Below are 23,028 nucleotides of genomic sequence, written 5' to 3'. Positions count from 1 at the left end.
TGAGAAGGTGATGGAAATATGTTTCCTAAATTAAATAACTTTGATAAAAATAAACAAAATTTACAAATTCAAATATATGGACAAAGGCTTTACGCGGATCAAACATTATATGAATACTTACTAGAATTTTTGCTTGTATTTATTTCTCCGAAAGGGTCAAATAGTATCCAAAACGCTGATGATGGTTTTTCTTTCATTGTCCCAGAGAATGGTGAAAATCTAACCTACTTTCCTAGCCCGAGAATGGGTTTAAAAAGATTTGTGTTTTTTGAGAGAAGTGAACAAGAGAAAAGATATAATGTTGATAAAGACGCATTAGAAGCTCAAAGAGACCTATTGAAAAGAAAAATCAATTTAGGGAGTTCGTTAACCAATAAAGATTATGTTTTAGACGTTATACAAGATTTATTTTATGGCTTCAATGCAGTGATAGGAAAACGATCTTGGTTTGCACAATCACTACTTCCTGTGTCTCCAGAATTAATATTTTGTGAGGCTATGGGTAAGAAACAGAAAAGAGAAAAAATTGAATATAAACATGATTTAATAGATGTTGATAAAGATTTTGAATTTAATGGACATGTATTTATGGCTCGAGGAGGAGAAGTATATTTTTTACATATTGTTCAGGGATTAAAAGAAGCCCCTGAATTTGAAAAAGGCATAATTGAGGGTTTAAAAAGTATGGTTACAAGTGTACCTCAGTTAAGTATTTTAGCCGAATATATCCAAAAACAGTGGCAAGACTTTCAGTATGAGGACCTTTCTAATGACAGCGAAGTAGATGGAATTAGATTTGTAAAAAAAGATGCTAAGTGGATACCAAAAAATTACTCTAAAAGAGCTAAAAATTCAGTTATTGAACTAAGTAATCTTTTGCAAAGTGAATTAGATCCTTTTGAAAAAATTGAGCTAGTAGGAAAGTTAATTGCCTTGCAGATAATTCGGATGATGTGCCTTCAATCTTCCTTAGTATTAAGCAACGATGACCAGCAAGAATGGTTATTAGATTTTACAGATGATTCAAAGGGCTCTATTCGCAAAATGGCAGTAGAATCGTACCGACAGGTAGAAGAAAATGTTTTTAGAGCAGTTCATCATGCAGATATAGAAAGTTATAAAGGTGATGATGCTAATAAGGATGAAATGGGGATTTTTAATTCTGCATTAAAAGATACAAGTCGATTAGTTAGAAAATTAGCTAAAGATATAAATTTATTAATCCCACCAAAAGGTGCTAATATGCGATTTAGTTTAGATGAAGAATTAATAAAAATATTAGTTGTGAGTTTGATTGAGCCCGGTGAAAGACTATTATTTTCAACCTTTTTAGAAAAATGTTATGAACATTTTAAAATAGTCATTGGACCAAACGAATCTCTAAAACATTTTACCGAAATACAAGAGTTGGATCTAGGAGCTTTTGATTCAAATGAATATATCTTTCAACAATTATTAAAGAGTTGTGGTTACTTAAGAAATCTATCTGACGCTACTTCTATCGTTGAAAATCCATTTAAAGGGTGATGAAGTTGAGACATTATATTAACGACCTAATTTCAATTATAGACAAAAATATTATAAACAATAATAAATCTTTTATTAGAGTTGATCATTTTAATCATCCGCAAATTTATTTAGAAATATGTTTGTATTTTAAAAAAGTTACGAGCCAAAGAAATGAAAACATAATAACTTTATTATCTAAAGAGAAGTTTGATATTTTCCAAAACAGTGGACTTAACTTGGATATACTTAGTGAATTAACTAAAGGTGGATTTATTAGTAATGATGATAGTTTCACTAAATGGAGAAATGAGTTTGCTGAAGATGATAAAACTATAATCTTAATGGGAACCGAAAATGTTCAAGATAAGGGGGGGATTGCTGATTTCTATTCAGTAACCCCATTAACGATTCAGGAGAATATTGGTAAAAAATATCATAAATGGTTTTTGGAATATTTAGATCAAATGGAATCCTCATCAGAGATACTAATTATTGATAACTTTTTTTCTAACATCTTTCAATTTGTACCAGTCGATTTATTTAAAGTAAGTCAAATTGCAGATGATGTTTATAATGAAGAGATCATAGGAGCAACTGAAATAGTTAATTTTATAGGCAATACTTTATGGGATTACTTTAAAATACCAAATATTAAAGAAATTAGTCTTGCCGATATTGCTAAATTAAGAACTTCAAAAAAAATAAATACTTTTGAAAAAGCTATAAATTTTATTAATAGGAAAGATTATAAGGATAGCCTGTCAAAAGCTAAATATTTAAAACTTGAAAGTAAATTACAGCTATTTGAAGAAAAAAATCCTGAAGAGATGCTTCGTTACAATGATGAAATTAATAAATACTTCAAAAGTTACGATGGTTTTAAGAGGGATATTTTAAACTTTATTAAAGGTATAGATTTAGAAGGTAACAGAGAAAGATTATCTAAGCTCGACTTTAATATTATTAATAATATTTTAGATATAAAGCTCCCCACTTCAAAAAAAGAAACTAGTAGAGTAATTGATTTATATGGATTTCCACTACGTGTGTATTCCAAAATGATAATAGACTTTGTTAGGAACTATAAAAATTCTGCAGATATAACTGATATTGTAGATAGGAAAATAGTAGTGCAAGTTAAAGAAATTCTACTAACTGATATTTCTGAACCTGATGGGAAATATAATATGTGGAAATCTTTAAGTATGAGTTTATGTGGAGTAGTGGATTATATTAATGAAGAAATAAGTGATTGTATCCAGATTTCATATGTAGAGGGTATTGACCCATTCTTTTTAGAAAGTTTTTCAGATGAAAAAGTTAAACACACAAGTGCAGTAGAAAAACTTTCTAAGATTCATTTCAAGGTTTCAATTGAAGGTGGACTGACAAAAGAATATAGATGGATATTTAGTCCACATGATTATTGGATTCAGTCATTCTCATATCTAAACAATTACAGAGAATCCTATCAGGAAAACGAAGATATATTACCCATTTTCTATACTAAAGGATTAGGTAATCTGTTAAGTAGTACAGATCGAGAAGCTTTTAGCTATCAATTAAAAAATTATGAAATTAACTATATTAATGTAATGAAAAGTATTGATCCCAGTCTCCATACAAGTATTTTGTCGACTCGTTTATATCAACTTGTTGAACCGTTTCGAAGTTTCGTAAATAATATATGTGATGAAGGTTTTTATAATGTTATAAACAATACTAAAAATGATAGTACCGTAAAATTCATTTATAAGTATATTGAGGTTATAGATTATTTAAAAGAGAAATATAGTGATTTAACTAGTTTAGAAAAAGAACATTTAAATTTAGTAGCAAATCTTTTCTATATAGTCTCATCAAAAGATGTTGCAACTAAGCAGTTAAAATTAGATGGGGCGATAATTCCTCCTTATCATCCTGCAATGTTGGAAAAAATATTAGAACAACAATCTTTTCAAAGAAAAGGATACGGAGAAATAATTCGAAGTTTAGTATTAAATGAAAATAGCAAGCAAACTGATGATGACAATAAAATGGAAAGAATAGACAGACAGTCTACGATTATTTCAGCTGTAGATACAATATTAAGTGAAAATAGTTTCAGTAGAATTCCATCTCAAGTTTTAGGTTACTATGCTTTGCATGGTGAGGAAAACAACGATGTAATTATTGACAGCTCAGTTATGATTGATACTGACATTATTTTTGATGAAAACTTTAATAGTAAAGAATTAATGATAAATACATCTAAGTCTCAATTAATTATGAATCATATTCAGCAATATGTTATGACTTTCCCGGCAAATGCTGACTCGTTAAATCTTTGTTTTGTGAACTTTGAACAATTACAACCTATAATTGCTGGGTTACATAAATTTATTGAACAATATAAAGAGTTACCTCATGGGATAAATATAAAGTTGCATATACTTTCTCCTTCTCTAAATTATAAGGGAAGAAATTATATTCATTTATGGTTAGATAACTTTTTCAGTGAAGAAGATAAAGTACAAATTGAGACATATTATAATACTTTTGATTATAATGCTGTAGAAATAGATAAATTTAAGAAAATGGATTCAAAATATGATGTTGTATTTATTGAGAGTGTCTTAGAAACTACAGGAATAGAATACGAACAAACTGGCGAGAAGACAATTAATCCTAGTGATACAAGATTTCCTATGGTTTTTCATCCCATGCCTGCTCCTAAAAAGGACAAATCAAGAAACATTTCTATTAGTCAGAAACAGTTTCAAGCATCGTTTTCACACTCACAACTATTATTTTGGATAGAAAGACCTTACAGCGAAAAAGAAATATATAGAGTAGAGAAAGAACTTGTTTTAAGAGCAGAATCTAAGGATTTGCTTAAGTATTTTCATAAGAATGCACATTGGGTTGTTACAATTGATACAGGATTAGACAAGTCTATATTTGAGAAGGAAAATATTATTAGTTTTTCAACAGGTGAGGGTACATTTGGGGAGCTTAATGTCGCAATTTCTTCTTCGAAAGAAATGAAAAATGATATATCAATAAGATTAAAATCACGTTTACAGGCTTTGTTTAACTCCTGGGATAAAGAAGTTTGTAGTAAAGCTGCGAATCATTGTATAGAAAAGTCAAGCAGATTAGACGGGATCAAGGTATTAAAAGCATTAAATCCACATAATTATGAAATTCATAGTTTTTTGTCTAGTATACTAGCTGCAGAAACTTTGCATGTGGAGAAACATGATGAAAAAACAGTATTAAAAAGCTTAATTTCATTAGACTCATATCAGCATTGGTTTTCAGAACAATATAGTAGACCAGACTTCTTAATGCTGGAAATAAATCAAGATGGACTTGAAGCTAAAAAGCTTACAATAAAGGCAACCTTAGTAGAATGTAAGATGGGTAAAGAGAATGAAGTCCACATTACTAAAGGAATAAATCAATTAACAAACGGAATTAAATTCCTAACAAAAATATTTAACCCTGATTCTTTAAGTTATGACAGAAGATATTGGTATGCCCAACTTTATAGGTTACTAGCTTTTTCTCCTAATTTCCTTGCTGAGTCTCTAACTTTAAGAAAGCTTTTGAATCAAAATCTATTGAAAATTCTAGATGGGGAGTTTTTGATTGAATGGGATACAAGGCTATTAACATATTGGTTAGACTACAATCAAGAAAAATTAGAAACTAAGGAAATAGAACTTGAAGGCATTGAGATTTCATGTACTCATAAATCCTATGGTCAAATTTATATTCAGAAAAATCTATTGCCTGTGGAAGAGCACTCTGCAATTGAGTTTGTAAATCCACATAATGCCGAAATGGAAGTATTCGCTGATAATGAAAAGGATTACGAGATGATCATCCAAACTAATGATATATCTTCCTTATTAAATTTGGAGGAAGATTATGGAAAAGAATTTGATACATCCGAGGTTACGTTGCCTACTCCATTAACAATTATTTCAGGTAAAAATGTTTCAGAAAATGGTGAGAATAACACAATTATAGATAATGTTACTAATATAAAGATTAACCCTAGTGAAGGAACTGAATTAAAATATACTGGAACGATTGAGCCTTCTTATGTTGCAGAATCAGGCTTAGATTCTATTAGGATTTTATTGGGAGAAGAAGTTAAAACTAAAAATAAATATTATTGGGAATACGGGCATAAAGAACTGGAAAATAGACATATTTTAATTTCAGGTAAATCTGGAGTAGGGAAAACATATTTTATGCAATGTTTATTACTTGAGCTAGCAAAAAATAATATTTCCAGTTTAATATTTGATTATACCGATGGATTCAAGAAATCGAAACTTGAACCAGAATTCAAAGAATATTTAGGAGAGAAAGTTGAACAGTTCCATGTTCAACTAAAAGGATTCCCTATTAATCCCTTTAAAAAGAATATGAAAGAAATTGATGAAGATTTATTTGTGCCAGAAACCAATACTGATGTTGCTGAAAGAATTCGTAGTGTATTTGCTGCAGTTTATAAAGGTATGGGTGATCAACAAGCTAATGCAATTTATAGAGCTACAATGAAAGGCTTAGAAAAATATGATTCTAAAATGAATTTGCAGTATCTTAAAGCAGAATTGGAAATGGATGGAACAGGCAATGCAAAAACGGTTTTAGCTAAAATTGAACCTTTAATTGATCGAAATCCTTTCGACATGGAATCCCAATACAATTGGGAAGATCATAGAAAAAAAGAAGGTATTGTTTTTGTAGTCCAACTATCTGGTTTTGTTAGAGAAGTACAGTTAATAGTTACAGAGTTTATCTTATGGGATTTGTGGAATTTTAATTTATCACATGGGGATAAATCTAAACCATTCCCTGTAATATTAGATGAGGCACAAAACCTTGATCATTCTGAAAAATCACCAAGTGCAAAAGTGCTTACTGAAGGAAGAAAATTTGGATGGTCAGGATGGTATGCTACTCAGTTCATGCAAGGGCAAATGAGTAAAGATGAGATTCAAAGACTCCAAAATGCAAGTCAAAAAGTATATTTTTCTCCACCAGAATCGGAGATAAGTGATGTGGCAGGATTCTTAAGTACTGAAACTCATTTGAAAAAAGAATGGTCAACTAAACTTTCAAAAATAGGTAAAGGACAGTGTGTAATAGCAGGTCCGGTTTTAAAATCTGACGGCTCACTCACTAGAACTTCACCAGTTGTAATTAATGTCTCACCTTTAAGTGAAAGGATATGAAATGGAATATCAAATTAATTTCCATCAAACGTTTGCTCCAGAAACAGAGGCAATTGCACATTTAATGCAACTTGCTTCTGTAAATAATGAATATCTTACGAAAGAAGAAATTTCGAGTTTGACAACTATTCCTACTGGAAAAAGTTCAGGAAAAGTTGTTCCAAATATTTTATATGCCCAAGCAATGGGATTAATTTCTACTATAAAAGAAAGTACTAAATATTCTTTAACATTGACCGATTTAGGGAAAGAAATTTTGAAAGAAGATCCATTTTTAACAGAAGAACTTACACTTTGGCTATGTCACTATAAGCTGGCAAGTTTTAGTTCGCCAGCAGTTATGTGGTCAACTATATTTAGTGCAGTAGGTGTTAATAAAAGTAGAGTATTGACAATGGATAATATTGAAACATTATTGACTCAAAAGTTAGGGTTAAAAAAAGAAATAATTTCTATAAGAAATGAGAAAAAAGGTAATAAAAATCCTATTACCCCTTTTAAAACAGGTTATATAACTGAAAAAGCTTTTGGACCATTAAATATTATAAATGATACTGGAACCGAAATTGAGTTTTCAAGTCACAAAGTTTCACGTGCATACAAATATTTGTATGCATACTTATTGCTGAGTCAATGGGAGGAAATACTACCAAGTAGGACAGATATTACTTTTGATGACTTAATTAATACATTGGGGTATGGCTTTCCTTTTATGTGGAATGATTCGAATGTAATGGAAGTATTAGAAATGCTTGAAGAAGAAAGTATTATTGTGTTGAATAGACAGTTGTTTCCAATAACCATTATTAAACAACTTTCATCTAGCTCAGTTTTGCATAAAATTTATAGCTTCCTAATTTAAGGAGATGAAGATTGTGAATCAGCTTAAAGATATTGTAAGGTTTAAAAAAGAATTATATTTTAATGGAGCTGTTCAAGTAGACTGGTTTTATAACAAGGAAAAACAAGGCGAAATTTCAAAAAGTTTTGTGTTTCATGGTCCTGAGTATTTTGGAGTATCAGAAGAGGATTTAGCAATTAAAACACATCGTTTAGTAGATACTGCTTCATTCGCAAATATATTAACGAATAAATTGTATGGTGAGAGTAATAATTCTAACTTCTTTATGACTATTGCACCATACGGCACTGGAAAATCACACTTAGCGGTAACCTTGGCAAGTTTATTTAGTGGCGAGTCCTCTATACAAGAAAAAATTATTAATAATATTAATCTTGTAGATTCTAGTGTAGGAGGCTCAATTAAATCAACACAATTAAAACCCAACTTAGTTCTAGTACTAAACGGTATGAAAGATTTTAATCTAAATTATGAGATACTGAATGTCACACAAAAAGTACTAGACTTCCATAACTTAGATTCTGATTTTTTGAAAACAATAACTAAGTCATATGATATTGCAAAAAACTTTGCTGCAAATACCTTTGAAAATTATTCTAGTTCGTATGAAAGATTTGCTAATGAAATATTAGATGTATCCCGTATAACCAATCTAAAAGATTATCTCATTGAGAATATTCTTCAAGATACTAATGTATTTGAAGTAATAAACAATGTTTATTACGAAATCAATGGAACGTATATTAGATGGGATGAAGGGGTTTCTGCTGGTGATGTATTAGCAAAGATAGCAGATACATTATGCGGTGATCGTGAAGTATTTAATAAAGTACTTGTGTTTTTTGATGAATTTGGAAGATACATAGAATTTGCTTCATCATATCCAACACGTGCTGGTGATTCAGCACTTCAGCAAATTTATGAAGCAGTTCAAGATGGAGAAGATAAAATTGTCTTTGTAGGTTTTATTCAGTCTGATTTAAAATCATATCTTAGTCGAGTTGATAGAACTGCAAATATAAATCGCTACATCGGTCGGTATGAAGCAAGCGAGAAAATTCATTTATCCTCAAATTTAGAAACTATCTTTGCAAACTTAATTGAGCGAACACAACCAAAGCAATTTACTAGTTTTGTTGTTAATAAAATAGAAAAAAACAATAACCACTGGAAAGAATTTCATGATAATTTTCTCTCGTGGGCTCCTCAGTCAAAAAACTCGACAGTTTGGGGAGACTTTGATAGATTTCGTAAAGTTATATTAGAGGGCATTTATCCACTGCACCCACTAACTGCGTGGATGCTCTCAAACTTATCATCTTGGCTACAACAACGATCATCACTAACATTTTTAGAAAAGCAAATTGAGCTTGAAGGAAACAATAATTTAAGTGAATTTGGTGATTTATTACTAGTTCCAGCAACTAGAATTATTCGCACAGAATTTTTTACTGAATTATTAACAGCTGAACAAGAAGGAAGAAAACAAAGTGAATATTGCATTTTATATAATCAAATTATTTCTAGTCATGGAGATAAATTTAATGAAAGACAGATTGAAGTACTAGCTGCAAACTTGATTGTTCGTATTGGTCGATTTAAAACTAAATCTTTAAGTGATGCAAAGCAAGCGTTAGCTTACGCGGCTAACATTACACTTAAAGAAGTTGAATTAGTAATTCAGCAACTAGAAGATGACTTTGGAGTTATTAGTTTTGATGAAAGGGCAAATGTTTTTGATTTTGTGGTAGACGCAATTGGAATCAATGATTTTAAGAGATTGGTGAATAGTAAAAAAAGAAAATCCGACTTTGATATAAATGTTGCCTTTCATATTGGATTAAATGAAATATTACCACTAGAAAAAATGGAAACCTCATTTGCTAAAAGACATTATATAAGTACTCATGAATGGCAGTTTACACAACAAATAGTTCATATTAATAATATTAACCTGAAGTTTCTAAAAGACTTAGAAGATGAGTGGTTACATGCAACTGCTCCAGATATTGCAAAAGGAAAATTGATATGGGTGTATACATCTCCAGAAACTGATTCAGAAAAAATTCAAAATCTACAGGATAACATGAAACGTTATAAATTAGAAGGGAAACCAATAGTCTTTTTCTTGATGGATGATACTGAAAATGATTTTTATGATGCACTTCATGACTATCAAATTTCTAACTCTTTCAGTGAACAAGAACGTGAAAAATATAATCGTTTTATTACTGACTATAAAGTTAAAGTTAATGCAGTAGTTGAAGATAAATTTAATGAATTAGTAGGAAAAAGAATAGTAATAAAATCAGAAGGTCTAGAGAAAATTGTTAAACGTCCTAAAATGTATATAGAACATATATTTGAAACTCTTTATAGTTTTGCAATTCCATTTCCATTTACAGAGTTTGCTGGAAAACAACAATCTAAAGGGAAAAAGAACTTATCAAGAATCGCACGTTTAATTCTTTCAGGTGCATCATTCCAGATGATACATTCTGAAACAACAGATATTAAAAACAGAATTGAAGGTTTACTATTTGAAAAGAATATAGGTTCATGGGGAACGTTTAACTCAGAATACCAATTAATATCACCAACGAATCCAAATGTGAGAAAAATATTTGAAGAATTGGATGTTCAATTAGATGAAAGTGGAGCATGGGATGTGTCTAAAGTTTTTGATAAATATCAAAAACCACCATATGGTATAAACGATTATGCATTAGCGTTATTAATTGCAGTATACTTAGTTCAAAGAAAAATTGAATACAGAGTAAAAGTTAATGACACTAGATTACGTTTAGAAGAATGGAGCAATCAAATATTTTTAGATAAGAATGTTAATTTTAAAGGTCTATTGGACACTACAATTGTGAAAGTAGATCCTGATAAGTCAGCAAGTAGGTACTTATTACTTTTCCAAAAAGTTGACAGAAATAATGACGTTGATTTATGTCCTCATTTATGGGATGAATATCAAAATCTAAAACTAGAAGAAGATGTGCCACCTGAACTTGAAGATAAAGTAATTAATTTAGAAATGCAGCTCAAAGAAGGCAAAAAGTTATATGAATTAAATGTTCAATTTTTCGGAAGCATAAGAGGAACTTTAGAGTCAATCTCTAGAGGAGATGATGGATTTAAAGAGGTATTTGAAATTCTAGATAAGACTAGCGGTATTAAGAGCAATATTGAAGGTTCAGATAAATATATTTACAATCCAAAACAATTAGAAGAAATGGATTTATTTGTTGACAAATCTCATAGATATATTGAAAACAAATTTCCTACATTTCTTAAAAGTTTAAAATGTCAATCTTTTGCTCAATTATCTGCCTTTGAAAAATGGGTACGTAAATTAATTGATTCCTTTAATAGGTATAATTATACTGATGAAGCTCGTCAATTATATACTAAGCTAGAGAAAATTTTAGATGATACATCAATTATACACAAACTTCAAAATATAAATGAGACAGTTGAAAATTACTTAAATAGAAATATTCCTAGCTCAACATCAGGTTACAAAGATTTAACTGACATGAAAGAAGCTGGGCTTCAAGTTCTAAGTTTATTAAAAAACCACAAAGTTGAACAAAAACATTTAGCTGAAAATATTGGGAAAGTAGAAAAGAATTTAGATAGAATTGAAACCTATTTGGATAAGTTAAATAATGAAGTTGCAAATATTTACGATAATATGTACGAATTATCCTCATTTGAACAATGTAAAGAATTATTAATACAGGCTAAAACAATTCTTGGCAAATCAATAAGAGAAGAAGATAAAGAAGGAATAGAGCAAGCGGCAGATCACTTGCAAAACTTTATTAATGATATACAGGGGATTAATAAATATAAAGATGCTAGGAAGGAAATTACTGCAGCCTTAGAAGGGTTACAGGGAAAATGGAAGGAAATTGAATCTGAAATTGACTTTATAATTGTATTATCAAATTACAATGAAGTGTTAATTGATCGATTAAACTCTATGGAAAGACGGTGGGTAGAAGATAATATATTTGAATATACTGATATAAGGAATTGGGATACGTTTTCATGTACATCTTGGTCAGAAAGATCTAAAATAATTCCTGACTATTTAAGTGAAGATGCTATTAATAAGTTAAGAAAAATGAAAGAAAGTGTTGATAGACGACTTGAAGAGTTAGAAATAGACGCAGTTATAAGTTTGTTTGAAAATTTAACTGAAGTACAAAAAATAGCAGCATTAGAAAAACTAAGAGAACTAGCAAAAGTATAAGTATTTAATTTAAATTATTATTCTTTTGTTAGTGTTTTGATTTTTATAGTATAATTAAGAACGCATGTTTGTAAGTTATTAAAATAAATTTTAAATAACGATAATGTAACAAAGAAAGAGACGTTTGTCTTTTTCTTTGAATACTTTTTTGCTGGAGGAAATCTCCAATGAAAGAAGGAGATAATAATGGGGTATAGTCAACATCAAAGTTTCTATTTGAGAGATAGATGGCTTAGTAAAGCGATAAATAACATAAATGGAAATAATTCCTTTTTTTATGAAAAAGATGCCTTTGAAAAAATGGGATTAGGAAAAAATATGGTTCAGTCCCTAAAACATTGGATAGTTGCGACTAATTTATACAAAGAGGAGAAAGAAGATAATAAAAAAATACACGAAATTACGGAATTAGGGAAATTCGTGAAGTGTAAAGATCGTTCAGTAAAATACTTCAACACGGCAGGACTACTACACCACTCTTTAGCAACCAATAAGAGTATAAGTACAACATGGTATTGGTTTTTTAATATTTATACGGAAACGGTATTTACTAGAGAAGAAGTATTAACCGAATTAACAAACTGGGTTCAGCAAAATGAAAAACGTATCATCTCTGAGAATTCACTTAAACGAGACATTGATTGTTTGGTCAAGCTCTACACTACGGGAGGGAGTAGTTCTGACCCCGAAGAAGTGATATTAAGTCCACTCTATAAGTTGCATTTACTTGAAGAAAGAAATGGTATGTTTTATAAAAAAGAAGCTAAATTAGATTCTGAAAATTTACTTCTAATAGGTTATACATTATTAAAATATAAGGAAAAAAATAATAACTTAACAATTAGCTTAGACGATATGGTACATAAAGAAGGACTTTTAGGTAAAGTATTTAATCTCAAAAGATCTACAATTGTCTCTTTAGTAAATGAATGGACAGAACATCCTGAATTTCCGGCCATTTTTACAAGAACAAATAATCTTGATACTCTTAGACTCCCTGATGTCAATCCATATGAATTTATTAACTATGAGTATGAGAGAAAGGTAGAGAAAGTCTATGATTTTAAAAAGTAAAAAAAACTTTACCACTAGTGTGAATCTAAAGTTTGATATTGGAAATAAAGAATTTATTCGGAGATATCTACCTACTCCCTCACATGCTGACTTTTTAAAAGGAATTATTGGAGGATTTTTAGGAGAAAATAAACATAATGCTCATGTAATGATTGGCCCATATGGTAGTGGTAAATCTTTAGTAGCTACTATAGTTGCTAATATATTTTCCGGTAATATAAACGAACGAGAATTTAAACTATTAATCAACAAGTTTAAGAATGTAGATCAAGAGATATATGAAAAACTATTAGCAGCTTATAAATTTAAATCAAATTTTATTCCAATTATTTTGTCTGGAAACGAAGGTTCATTTGGTAGAACCATCATTAGTGCAATTTATAGAGGAGTTAAAAATGCAGGTTATGAATTAATAATTCCTGGAGAAATGGAGGAAATAAACACAATACTGAAGAAATGGGAAACCAAGTTTCCAAAGACTTTTAATGAATTTAAAAAATCATTAAAAATTAAAGGTCTTACTTTCAATCAATGGAAAAAAGAACTACAAAATAACAATCAGATTGAAATCGATTGGTTTAAAAAAGAATATTCTGTTTTAAGTGCTGGTGCAATCTTCCAAGTGAATTATGAAAATAACTTTTTAGAAAAAATCACACAAATTATTGAACAACTAAAAGAAAAGAATCTTCAAATATTTATTGCTTACGATGAATTTGGACGTTTTTTACAGTCATTAGAGATTAGCCAAGTTTATAAAACAATGCAAGATTTACAGGATTTAGCGGAAATCGCAACTAGAAGCAATAATTTACTTCAAGTTCTGCTAATATCACATAAAAATATGTCTCAATATATTCTAAGTCAGAATGCTGAATATAAGTCAGAGTTTCAAAGGATTGAAAAAAGATTTCATACTTACTTTATTGAAAGTGATAAAGCTACTTTTTATAGAATAGCTCAAGAGTATACAAAAAATCTTCAAGAAGAATTGTTGTTACTAAACATTGAAGCAAAAGATTCTAAGTGGATTCTAAAGAAATACAATTTGTTTAATGAGTTAAATCACCAAGAAATAGAAAAACTAATTGTAGAAGGCTCATATCCAATCCATCCATTAGCTTTGTTTTTGCTTCCTAGACTATCAAGTATTTTTGGACAGAATGAGCGTACCCTTTTTACTTTTTTAGAAAGTGAAGATACTGGGGGATTAAACAACTTCATTATTAAACAGAAGAATGAAATGTATTATCCTCATATGCTTTTCGATTATTTCTTTCAAAACTCAATTTCTGAGTTTATGAAAGATGAGTCTTTTGAAGCGTTAAAAACATTTGCAAAACTAACAAATAAGATAAAAATATCAAAAGATAAAAGTGGACAACTTAATATATTAAAACTAGTTACACTTTGGGAATTGTCTAACTCAAATAATGTAGTGAAATTAAATAAAGAGTTGTTTATGTATGGGACTGGTCAAAAAGAGGATGAGCTAGAAAAGAACTTGGATGAACTTATTCAACTAAAATTATTAAGATTTAACCGCATATTAAACCAATGGGAACTTAATGAAGGAAGTTCGATAATAGTGGAGGAATTAGTGGAGTCAGAAAGAGCGACTCTATTGATAAATGAAGAAACTAGAATAAATGAAATCAGTGAACTACTAAAAAAGAAATTTTATCTTGCTACTGATTATAATGACGAAAAAAGTATTACTAGATTTATGCAAGTGAGAATCATAACTTCAGTGCAACTACTTAAAGAGAATTTCGTTGCAAAAAATAGTTTTAATTCAGACGGGATATTATTTTTCGTAATACCTACTAGCCAAGAGGCTTTTAATGAATCATTGTTGAAAATTAAGAACTTCCATAATGAACAATTAATATTTGCAATTACTAACCGTAATTTTACAACGATCAAATCTGCTTTAGATAGATTAATATTTCTAAAAAGTATCTTTTCAAATAAGAAATTACTATCAGAGCATAATAAACTGCAAGAAGAAATAAATATACTAATTGAAGAAATAAGATTTGAGATTATTGAGTTTCTGAATGACTTTGAAAGCTTTAAGGAAAATGTGCAATGGTATTACGTCGGGGAACAAATAAGTCTATATCATGAGGTTGAATTAGAAAATAAAATTAGTGATATAATGTACAACTTATTTCCTCAAACTCCAGAAATACGAAATGATTCCATCAATAGAAGAAATCTTAATGGAATGCAGACTAAAGCAATCTACTCAGTACTAAACGGAGTTATTAAGTATCCAAACTTTGGGAATTTAGGAATACAGGGTCAAGGTCCAGACTATTTGATTTACGCTACTGTGTTTAAGAATAATGACTTTGATATCAGCAATCTTAACAATATTAAATACGAACCCTATAAACTGATAAGAAATAGAGTATTAAGTTTCATTCAATCTCAGAAAAAAGGTACTGTACTAGAAATTGAGGAGATATTTACTAGTCATCCTTTTGGAGTTCGAAAACCCCTTGTTCCTTTACTGTTTGTTGCTCTCTTAAGAGATCAATGGGATCAATTAATGTTTTATAGAAATAATATGTATGTTACCGCTGTGGATGCAGAGAAATTATATGGGATTTTTGAGAATTCAGCTGAATATGAATTTGTTTTTCATGATTACTCAAAAGAGTTTTTAGAGTTCATTAACAATGTTGAAACTATATTTCAGCCCTATGTTAGTGAATATGTATTAGATCAAACAACAGTTATTAGAGCTAGTAGCGGTATTTTAAACTGGTTGAGACAATTACCACGCCATACACAAATTACAGAACAGTTAGATTCAACCTTACTCGATTTTAAAAATACTATTCGGAAAGTAGAAGTAAACCCATTAGAGAATCTACAATTAATGTATAAAAAATACTATGAGCGTTCAATTTTACTAGAAATGAAAATACATTTGGAAAAGGAATTTGAAAGCTTTAAAAAAGAAGTGTTATTAAAATTATTGGAAGCATTTCAAGTTTACACATTCGAGGAATTAACTAAAAAATATGCTAGTTATACAACTGAGGAAATTAAAAGAAATAGATTGTTAAAATCCATAGATAAAAGTTCGAATAGTTTTATAGAAGATTTTGCTTTGAATTATACGGGAGTTGAACTCGTGAATTGGTCAGACACAACATTTGATTTATTTGAAAGACAGGTTCAAAATGATTACATGGATACTTTACAGTCCTCTACTTCTAATGATTCCATATTAATAGGTTTAAATGATATGCAAAAATCTATAAAAAAAGTTGAATTGTCAACCAAATCCCAAACGATTTATGACAATGTAAATAGAATGATAAGGAATGCTGGGCGAAATGTTCCAAGGGAAGAAATAGAATATCTTGTATATAAATTACTAGATGAATTCATAGATTAGGAGATGTAATTATGGAAAGAAAACCTGTCCATGTTGCAATGTACAGTGGAGGAGCATCTAGTGCATATGTAGCCTATCAAATGGTACAAGCGCATGGAAAAGAGAATTGTATCTTATTTTTTACTAATACGCTTTGGGAAGATGAAGATAACTACAGATTCATGTATGAAATATCAGATTACATTGGTGTAGAAATTACTGAAAGAGTTGATGGACGTACTCCAGAAGAAGTCTTTTATGATTATCGTTTTCTTGGAAACTCAAGACTTGCCAAATGTTCCGAAGAGTTAAAAGTATATCAAACTGTTGTATTTCTAGAAGAATTGAGAGATCTTCATAACTTAGAGCCTATACTATACTTTGGAATAGGACCTCATGAAACTCATCGCGCAGATAACTTAAAAGAGTTTTATGAACATCGTCCGATGGAACCTGTTGAAACAAGGTTTCCAATGATTGAAACGTTTAGAGAAGATCTAGATGTAAAAGCAATTATTGAGGAAGAATGGGGTATTAAACTTCCTAGAATGTATGACTTAGGATTTTCTCATGCAAACTGTGGAGGACGTTGTGTACGTGGAGGGTTCCAACATTATGCTCAACTCTATAAAGTGTGGCCAGACCGTTATGCTTTACAAGAGGAAATGGAAGAAAATTTTAGAAAAAACTTTGAGAAGAATGTATCCATACTTAAAAAAGATGGCGGACCATATACATTACGAGAGTATCGTGAAAGAATGGATCAGGAAGGTATAGATAAATTTTTAAAAGTACAGGATGAAACTGTCCCGTGTGTTTGTTCATTTTCATAATATCATCAGCAGCTTCGTTATTAATCGAGGCTGCTTTATTTAATCAACTTCTATTAAATATATACCTTCCTTAAATCCGCCGCGTTTTTGTTTCTTGGCTAATCGAATATTTTCTAGTTCTTCGAATGTTGCGTCATGGATAGAGAGGGCAGCATGGATTAGTTCCAAGATATCCGCTAGTTCTTCAAGTGCATCTTGTTGGTTCATTGTTTCTTGGAATTCTTTTACTTCTTCAGATAATTTATTTTTGATCTCAGTTAGGTGTTCAGATGGATCTAGGATGCGAGTGGTGAATTTGCTTCCTGATTTTTGGATTACTTGTGGGATTAAGTCTCGAACTAGTTTGTTGTATACTGGCATAATTTTTGACATCCTTAATTTTTTCTTTAAATCTATCATATCTTTTTTTCAAAATACTGTCTCTTAGTAGCAGAAATAGAATGTTAGAGAGATTTTAAGGGTTGCATCTTCATAGAAGCAAAAGAGCTGCCGAAATTGTATCTTCGGCAGCTTACTTTCAAAATAAAGAAGTTATCTTCTCATTAAACCGTAAGGCCGCTTGTGTAATTAAATCATACTTTTTACTACTTTAGACATGATCGAACCGTCTGCTTTACCAGCAAGTAACGGTTTTGCAATTTTCATTGCGTCACCCATGTTCATCCCTTTTGTAACACCTGCTTCTGTTAGGAGCGCTACAATCTCTTCTTCACTTAATTGTTTCGGTAAGAATTTTTTTAATAGAACTAATTTCGCTTCTTCTTTTTCTAATAGGTCTTCACGTTTCGCATTCTGCGCGCCTTCTAATGCTTGATTTGTCTGTTTAATTTCACGATTTACAATAGCGATTTCTTCTTCTGGAGTTAGGCTTGAACCTTTTTCCTTCTCAGCTGTATCCAGTGCTGATTTTAAAAGCGTCATTACTCCTTTTGAGAGCACGTCTTTTTCTTTCATCGCACGTTTTAGTTCTTCGAATACTGTAGTTTTTAACATAATTTTCATTCCACTCTCTTTCATTTATTCGATTTATCTTTTCTGCATTCTCAATCATTCCTTGTTATTATACCAATAAATCGTTACATAGCTTGCCAAAGGCTTTATTTCGCCATTCTTCACAAAGAAAATAGCTTCTAGAATTAAGAAAAAGCTACGTCTTTTGTTTCCTTCGTGTCAGCAAACCACCGTAACACTTGGTTGTGGTGATTAATAATTTGTTGTGCAGTCAATTCCTCTGAGTCCCATGTACTGTGAGCATCTGTTACTAGCGTAATATCATAGCCTAAGCTATAGGCATTTCTACAAGTTGTGTCTACGCATATTTCCGATTGAATGCCGGCAAGAATTAGGTGTTCGATCTGTTGTTTTTGAAGTTCGTCATGTAAGTTCGTTTTATAAAATGCATCAGGTGTTGTCTTTTGAATAATGAAGTCTGTGGGGTTAGGTTTTATTTCAGGGTGTATTTCCCATACTTCAGAACCGTTTTCTAGGTAATTGTTGTTGTGTTGAATATAAAAGATGGGTATATGATGATCGCGTGCATTTTCTAAAAGGTGCTTGAGTTTGATTATAAGCTTGGTCGAGTTAAATACAGGATTTTCATCTTGAAACATACCGTTTTGAACATCAATCAACAAAAGGGCAGTTTTTTTCATATCGTTCTCCTCCTAGCATCTTGTTATTGTTAATTATAGATTGGTAGCTTTAGGAATACAAACGAGTGTAATAATAGTAATATCCTTTTCTATTCTACATAGTATCGATAAAATAATGGATACTATAGTTGTAAGCAAAAAGGAGTGATACTTATGGCAATGTGTCCTTTATGTAATTCATTAAAAGAATTAGAAGTTTCTTGCCCAGAATGTAATACTCGGTTAGATGATTCAGGGAAGGTATCCGATTTTTTAGATCCGTATGGACATTATAACGATGAAGAAACTGTGATAATGGGTGACGGTTATCCGAATACTGGCCTAGAGCCTCTTAAAAGTCGGTGTAATGGTTTATTTCAGACCGAAATAAAAAACGTTCTTCTAGCAACTAACGATAAAAAAGAAAATCTGAAGGTTTTTTTATATAAGTGAGGGGATTTATTATTAAGCTCTTTCTAATTTACCATGCTAATATTGTGGTATCAGATGATAAGAAGGATTCGAAGAAAGAGGCTAAAACTATGGAGTGTAGAGTGATTGGTATGTGGGGAGGATTCCCTAAAAAAAATGGTCCTTGTTCGGGCTATTTAATTCAGCATGAGGGATTTTCGTTATTAATTGATTGTGGAAGTGGTATATTAACGGAATTACAAAATTATATTGATTTAAATGATATAAATCATGTCATTCTAAGCCATTACCATTATGATCATTTTAGTGATATAGGAGCGTATTTATTTTCTAGACTAGTGAATACGCATTTAGGTAGAGTTGGCGAAGAGTTAATTGTTTATGGACCTGCGGACGAAGATATGAAAAGGCAGGTGGAGGATGTAGCTTATTCCCGATTTACTTCTTTTAGCGAAAAGAGTAAATTAGAAATTGGACCCTTCACATGTACATTTATGAGAAATATCCATCCAGTAGAAACGTATAGTATAAAAATTGAATGTGACAATAAGAGTATTGTATTTACATCTGATACTAGCTTTAAGCATGACTTAATTTCATTTGCAGCTAATAGCGATCTTCTTATTACTGAATGTAGCCTGTACGAAGGAATGGACGGAGTAGGATCGGGACATATGACGTCCGAGCATGCAGGGATACTAGCATATCAATCAAATGCAAAAAAGGTGTTATTAACACATCTTCCACACTACGGTGATTTAAACGATTTATTAGATAGTGCGAAAAAACAAGGAAATCAAAACATTGAGTTAGCAGAGCCAGGAATGTTAATAGAATTATAAAAGCTGATAGAATGAATGTTCTTTGCACGGACTGCCATTTTTGAGACAGTATGAAAATACATTATTTAGCAGCCAGTTGACGGTATTTTACCGGCGACTGGCTTTTTTTACAATCGGGGCATACATAGGTGCTTGCGCATTTCTTGTGGTAGATTGTTGGAAGATTGGTTGTTACCTTTTTGAATTAAAGCATTTTTGTATTATCGTTTTTTTCTGTTCTTGGATTTTGTACTTTAGGTTTAATATGTTGCTTGGCGATATCAGGATTCATTTGTATCGTTGCAGCATCTAAATTATTATTCATTGCACCTTGATTATTGAACTGTTTTTCATTTTTCGGGCTTACATCATGTTTCAAGCTATTTTCCTCCAATTTGATTCGACCTATGCCTTATTTTGCTCTGTAAAATATATATAATGTATAGTTTAGGCAGAAACATTTTCAACTTGGTACTCAAGTGTAAAAAGTGGTAAATTTTACATAATAGAAGGGAAGGGGAGGAATGGCATTAGGACATTATTAGAGTTAGTACGAATTATTATCATATTTTTTATCATCGGTGGCATTTTAGGTTATTTTCTAGAATTTGATTATGTTGAAATGGGCATTGATACTGAAAAATATGGTTGGTTGTTCTTTTTTGCTATTTTTCTTCTGATTTTCGTGCTTTATCGAAATAAATTGCAATTTAGCGGATGGTATAAAGGAGCAGGTAGGAGAAAGTTGCCAAAAACAGTGTCTCAAATTCTTTTATTTAGTGCAGTTTTTCTCTTAATATTACCGGCAATTCCTTTGAAGTATTCAACGATTGACATAACATCAACCATAGAACGACCTAGACGGTCTAATTTATGAACAACTACTAAATCACCAGTTACAAGACGGTCCTTAAGTCTATTCCATTCCGTGCGATTTTTAGCGTCTTTCCCACTCATTTTTTCCGAATAGATATTTTTAGGATCTACACCTGCTTTAGTTAGTGCCTCCACCTGCAATCCTAAATCTTGTTGAACTATGCTTACTCTCGCATATCCATAAGTTGTCCCTGTTGTAATTTCGCTTGTCATGTTTAAAATACCGCCTTTAAAGTTCTTCGTTTATTTAACCAATATAACATTATATCAAATGTCAAAGAATTTTAAGTGTGTAAAATTTTACATATAAAACTGTGTTCATCATTAAAAAGGTTTTATCAAGATAAAACGTGGGTTTGAAGAGTGGCTGTTAAATCGAGATCAGAAAGTATACTACTATGAATGGTTGGTTCTCTTCTGATTATAGTAGCTTTTTTTATTATTTTTATAGGTGAGCGATGATATTAAGGCGACCTGCAAAGTCGGTTTTCACCGATCTATTGGGTCACCTTAGTTTTATCTGCTGACGATAGGATAAGGGGCTATACTTATATTTCAACTTAAATACTTTAGAGAAATAATTCGCGTCATTAAAACCAGTGGTAGATGCGATTTCACTGACGGATAGGTTCGTTTCTAATAAAAGCTGACTTGCATGGGAAAGCCGTTTTTTATTGACATACTGTTTAAAGGTAATGCCTTTTGTTTTTGAAAAAAGCATACTTAAATAGCTGGGGCTAATGTCTAAGAACTCTGCCATTGTTTCTAGATTTAACTTGTTATCTGTATAGTAAACATCGATATAGTCTAGAGCGGCATTCACGTAGTCAAACTGACCTTTTTCTTTTTGCAGAACGGCTTGGTTCATCACATCCTGGCAGAAGAGGACGAATTCTTGGATAATTGTGTAGAGCACAGGGTGATTTAAAATAATATCAAATAGACGATTGTATTTTTGCTCCAAATCTATCTTCTTTTCCATCTGGTATTTCAATATGAAACGCCTTACTTGAGCGAGTATGCTTGTTAAATGGATGCGAATGGAATCTGGCTGATAATACGTATCTATCGAGGAAATGTTATATAAAAATTGTTTAATCATTTGCACATCATTTTGCTCGAGGCTATTGATCCAAAGGCGCTGCTGTTCAATCGTTAAAAAAGGATCAAAATTTGTATAGGTAGGATGTTGACTTACTAAAAAAATCTGAGAGAAACCGTTTTGGAATCGTAAATTTAATGCTTCTCTCAATGCGCTATACATCGCTTTAACGGATTGATTCGGCAAATCATAGATGGCGATATTTAAATTTGCGTTGTACGTATTTGCCCATTCTCGAATGATTGATTTTGCTTTTTTTAATAGCTCCTCCATCGACTCATCATTGGAAAACCCCACTATTCTCTTTGATAATGCATAGAACGTAAAGTGCTTTTGTGATTGCAACCAATGAAAAAGTAACTCATTTTGCTCCAAATACTCTGTTTCAATCATTAGGCAGAAATTAAATTCCTCTAATTGTATAGAGGTGGTTTCCTCTAAAAATAACGCTCGGTACACCGAATTCTGCTCCCCAAGTGGAAGCATTTTTCCACTTTCGTTTAAAACCTGCCTCGTTGCATATGTTAGGTATTGCTTTAACAAATCTAAATCAAGCGGTTTAACGAGTAGTGTAAGCGCACGTAATGAGAGTGATTCAAGTGCATTTTTGAATAGCGGCTCGGCTGTCATGGTGATGAGATGATGAGAATGAAGTGTTAGAACCTTCTTCAATTCATTTGCCTCATCCTGAGCTAGTAACTCAATCTCCAGTAAAATAATTTCTGGATTCTCTTTTTCTATCCACTTTACAGCCTCAGCAATAGTTCCTGCCTGAAAAACAAATAAAATGTCTAATTGATATCTTTTGATAAACCAGTGAATACCCGTTCGTTCGGTTTGGTCACGATCGATTATTAATAGCTTCATATTGTTCCACACCTGTCTTTTATTTCGATTTATTAAATTTGGACAATTAATTAAATATATTTACTTATATTAATTAATATAATTCCATGCTATATAAAGAAATTCCTCTTTTTTATAACTTTAATC

The 23,028-nt window shown here is 31.0% G+C and carries 15 protein-coding genes; 9 read left to right on the top strand and 6 right to left on the bottom strand.

What is annotated here, in order from left to right; all coding sequences use genetic code 11:
* Window positions 1-18 precede the first annotated feature (18 nt).
* From PGC35_RS18700 to PGC35_RS18670, 7 genes are all read left to right on the top strand, one after another.
* Window positions 19-1,527, top strand: coding sequence for a hypothetical protein (locus PGC35_RS18700; protein WP_375220207.1), 1,509 nt, complete (start codon window positions 19-21; stop codon window positions 1,525-1,527).
* 5 nt (window positions 1,528-1,532) lie between these two features.
* On the top strand, window positions 1,533-6,743 hold the full coding sequence (locus tag PGC35_RS18695; protein WP_375220206.1) for an ATP-binding protein: 5,211 nt from the start codon (window positions 1,533-1,535) through the stop codon (window positions 6,741-6,743).
* Window position 6,744: 1 nt separating this feature from the next.
* Window positions 6,745-7,605 (top strand): DUF4007 family protein, encoded by an 861-nt coding sequence (locus tag PGC35_RS18690; protein WP_375220205.1) that lies wholly within the window; start codon window positions 6,745-6,747, stop codon window positions 7,603-7,605.
* Window positions 7,606-7,618: 13 nt separating this feature from the next.
* Complete coding sequence (locus PGC35_RS18685; RefSeq protein ID WP_375220204.1) at window positions 7,619-11,872, top strand: hypothetical protein; 4,254 nt, start codon at window positions 7,619-7,621, stop codon at window positions 11,870-11,872.
* Between the two features lie 186 nt (window positions 11,873-12,058).
* Complete coding sequence (locus tag PGC35_RS18680) at window positions 12,059-12,946, top strand: DUF4007 family protein (protein ID WP_375220203.1); 888 nt, start codon at window positions 12,059-12,061, stop codon at window positions 12,944-12,946.
* Window positions 12,930-16,361, top strand: a complete 3,432-nt coding sequence (locus tag PGC35_RS18675; protein WP_375220202.1) for a hypothetical protein — start codon at window positions 12,930-12,932, stop codon at window positions 16,359-16,361. Before PGC35_RS18680 ends, PGC35_RS18675 begins: the two co-directional genes overlap by 17 nt.
* Before the next feature lie 11 nt (window positions 16,362-16,372).
* Window positions 16,373-17,173: a hypothetical protein gene (locus PGC35_RS18670; protein WP_375220201.1), complete on the top strand. Its 801-nt coding sequence runs from the start codon at window positions 16,373-16,375 to the stop codon at window positions 17,171-17,173.
* 39 nt (window positions 17,174-17,212) lie between these two features.
* Here PGC35_RS18670 and PGC35_RS18665 read toward each other — a convergent pair whose 3' ends face one another.
* The 3 genes from PGC35_RS18665 to PGC35_RS18655 all read right to left on the bottom strand — a co-directional run bounded on the left by PGC35_RS18665 (window position 17,213) and on the right by PGC35_RS18655 (window position 18,825).
* A complete protein-coding gene (locus PGC35_RS18665) occupies window positions 17,213-17,533 on the bottom strand; it encodes a phosphoribosyl-ATP pyrophosphohydrolase (protein WP_375220200.1) in 321 nt (106 codons plus the stop codon).
* Between the two features lie 207 nt (window positions 17,534-17,740).
* Window positions 17,741-18,166 carry a GatB/YqeY domain-containing protein gene (locus PGC35_RS18660; RefSeq protein ID WP_375220199.1) on the bottom strand — a complete coding sequence of 142 codons (426 nt, stop codon included), beginning with the start codon at window positions 18,164-18,166 and terminating at the stop codon, window positions 17,741-17,743.
* Window positions 18,167-18,309: 143 nt separating this feature from the next.
* Window positions 18,310-18,825 carry a cysteine hydrolase family protein gene (locus PGC35_RS18655; protein ID WP_375220198.1) on the bottom strand — a complete coding sequence of 172 codons (516 nt, stop codon included), beginning with the start codon at window positions 18,823-18,825 and terminating at the stop codon, window positions 18,310-18,312.
* A gap of 153 nt (window positions 18,826-18,978) precedes the next feature.
* Between PGC35_RS18655 and PGC35_RS18650 the strand changes: the two genes are divergently transcribed.
* On the top strand, window positions 18,979-19,257 hold the full coding sequence (locus tag PGC35_RS18650) for a hypothetical protein (RefSeq protein WP_375220197.1): 279 nt from the start codon (window positions 18,979-18,981) through the stop codon (window positions 19,255-19,257).
* A gap of 110 nt (window positions 19,258-19,367) precedes the next feature.
* Window positions 19,368-20,078 (top strand): MBL fold metallo-hydrolase, encoded by a 711-nt coding sequence (locus PGC35_RS18645; protein WP_375220261.1) that lies wholly within the window; start codon window positions 19,368-19,370, stop codon window positions 20,076-20,078.
* 184 nt (window positions 20,079-20,262) lie between these two features.
* Here PGC35_RS18645 and PGC35_RS18640 read toward each other — a convergent pair whose 3' ends face one another.
* The 3 genes from PGC35_RS18640 to PGC35_RS18630 form a co-directional block, all read right to left on the bottom strand.
* On the bottom strand, window positions 20,263-20,436 hold the full coding sequence (locus tag PGC35_RS18640; protein ID WP_375220196.1) for a hypothetical protein: 174 nt from the start codon (window positions 20,434-20,436) through the stop codon (window positions 20,263-20,265).
* 383 nt (window positions 20,437-20,819) lie between these two features.
* A complete protein-coding gene (locus tag PGC35_RS18635) occupies window positions 20,820-21,146 on the bottom strand; it encodes a recombinase family protein (protein WP_375220195.1) in 327 nt (108 codons plus the stop codon).
* A 292-nt stretch (window positions 21,147-21,438) separates the two neighbouring features.
* Window positions 21,439-22,902 (bottom strand): helix-turn-helix transcriptional regulator, encoded by a 1,464-nt coding sequence (locus PGC35_RS18630; protein WP_375220194.1) that lies wholly within the window; start codon window positions 22,900-22,902, stop codon window positions 21,439-21,441.
* Window positions 22,903-23,028 lie beyond the last annotated feature (126 nt).

Origin of the sequence: Psychrobacillus sp. PGGUH221 (genome assembly GCF_042055255.1) — a bacterium.
In the GTDB taxonomy this organism is placed as follows: Bacteria; Bacillota; Bacilli; order Bacillales_A; family Planococcaceae; genus Psychrobacillus.
This window is presented reverse-complemented; position numbering and strand designations above follow the sequence as displayed.

Excerpts from the sequence above, each read along its gene's own strand:
- PGC35_RS18700 (WP_375220207.1), top strand. The coding sequence starts at position 19 with ATGTTTCCTAAATTAAATAACTTTGATAAAAATAAACAAAATTTACAA.
- PGC35_RS18690 (WP_375220205.1), top strand. The coding sequence starts at position 6,745 with ATGGAATATCAAATTAATTTCCATCAAACGTTTGCTCCAGAAACAGAG.
- PGC35_RS18680 (WP_375220203.1), top strand. The coding sequence starts at position 12,059 with ATGGGGTATAGTCAACATCAAAGTTTCTATTTGAGAGATAGATGGCTT.
- PGC35_RS18675 (WP_375220202.1), top strand. The coding sequence starts at position 12,930 with ATGATTTTAAAAAGTAAAAAAAACTTTACCACTAGTGTGAATCTAAAG.
- PGC35_RS18670 (WP_375220201.1), top strand. The coding sequence starts at position 16,373 with ATGGAAAGAAAACCTGTCCATGTTGCAATGTACAGTGGAGGAGCATCT.
- PGC35_RS18665 (WP_375220200.1), bottom strand. The coding sequence starts at position 17,533 with ATGCCAGTATACAACAAACTAGTTCGAGACTTAATCCCACAAGTAATC.
- PGC35_RS18660 (WP_375220199.1), bottom strand. The coding sequence starts at position 18,166 with ATGTTAAAAACTACAGTATTCGAAGAACTAAAACGTGCGATGAAAGAA.
- PGC35_RS18655 (WP_375220198.1), bottom strand. The coding sequence starts at position 18,825 with ATGAAAAAAACTGCCCTTTTGTTGATTGATGTTCAAAACGGTATGTTT.
- PGC35_RS18650 (WP_375220197.1), top strand. The coding sequence starts at position 18,979 with ATGGCAATGTGTCCTTTATGTAATTCATTAAAAGAATTAGAAGTTTCT.
- PGC35_RS18645 (WP_375220261.1), top strand. The coding sequence starts at position 19,368 with ATGTGGGGAGGATTCCCTAAAAAAAATGGTCCTTGTTCGGGCTATTTA.
- PGC35_RS18635 (WP_375220195.1), bottom strand. The coding sequence starts at position 21,146 with ATGACAAGCGAAATTACAACAGGGACAACTTATGGATATGCGAGAGTA.
- PGC35_RS18630 (WP_375220194.1), bottom strand. The coding sequence starts at position 22,902 with ATGAAGCTATTAATAATCGATCGTGACCAAACCGAACGAACGGGTATT.